Genomic DNA, 1,027 nt, shown 5'->3' with positions numbered 1-1,027 from the left:
CAGCGCGATGAGCGGCGCGCGCAGCGCGTCGGCGATGCGGCGGGCCTGGCGCACCACCGCCTCGGCCGAGGCGTCCGCCCCGATCAGCGCCAGCACCCGGTCGCCCGAGGGCCAGGGCCCGGCGATGGCGTTGGCGCGCATGTAGCCGGTGACGTCCGCCTCCACCCGGTCGGCGGTGCGGCGCAGCGCCATCTCGCGCAGCGCGGCGAGGTTGCCCTCGCGGAAGAAGCCGCGCAGCGCGCGCGCCGCCTGGTCGGGCCGGTAGACCTTGCCCTGCCGCAGCCGCTCCAGCAGCTCGGCCGGGGGGATGTCGATCAGCTCGACCGCGTCGGCGCCGGCCAGCACCGCGTCGGGCACCGTCTCGGCCACGCGCACCCCGGTGATGCGCGCCACCGCGTCGGACAGGCTCTCCAGGTGCTGGACGTTCAGCGTGGTCCAGACCTCGATGCCGGCCTCGCGCAGCTCCTCGACATCCTGCCAGCGCTTCGGGTGGCGGCTGCCGGGGGCGTTGGAATGCGCCAGCTCGTCCAGCAGCAGGATGGCCGGCCGGCGCTCCAGCGCGGCGTCGAGGTCGAACTCCAGCAGCGCCTGGCCGCGATGGGCGAGCGGCCGGCGCGGCAGCACCGGCAGGCTGCCGATCTGCGCCTGGGTCTCGGCCCGGCCATGCGTCTCGACGATGCCGACCAGGAGGTCGGCGCCGCCCGCCTGGCGGCGGCGCGCCTCGGCCAGCATCTCCCAGGTCTTGCCGACGCCGGGGGCGGCGCCGAGGAACACCTTCAGCCGCCCGCGCCCCTCCCGCGCCGCGAGGGCGAGCAGCGCGTCGGGGTCGGGGCGGGGCGGGTCCTGGTCGGCCATGCGGCGCCCTGTCTAGCGCATTCCCGGCCCGCCCGCCGCCAGAGCGAGGTTGAGGCGCAGCACATTCACCCGCGGCTCGCCGATCAGGCCCAACGCGCGCCCCTCGGTCAGGGCCTCGACCAGGGCCAGCACATCGGCCTCGGCGCGGCCGCGCGCGGCGGCGACGCGCGCC

The 1,027-nt window shown here is 77.5% G+C and carries 2 protein-coding genes; both read right to left on the bottom strand.

Translation table 11 applies throughout. The annotated features are described in order from the left end of the window. Positions 1 to 855 (bottom strand): histidine kinase (locus tag HMPREF0731_RS21700; RefSeq protein WP_007006398.1); only part of this gene is annotated, 855 nt, incomplete at its 3' end. 12 nt (positions 856 to 867) lie between these two features. Next, positions 868 to 1,027, bottom strand: a 160-nt coding sequence (locus HMPREF0731_RS23830; RefSeq protein WP_007006397.1) for a potassium-transporting ATPase subunit C, incomplete at its 5' end; no start/stop codon positions are given.

The organism is Pseudoroseomonas cervicalis ATCC 49957 (assembly GCF_000164635.1).
Lineage (GTDB): Bacteria > Pseudomonadota > Alphaproteobacteria > Acetobacterales > Acetobacteraceae > Pseudoroseomonas > Pseudoroseomonas cervicalis.
This window is presented reverse-complemented; position numbering and strand designations above follow the sequence as displayed.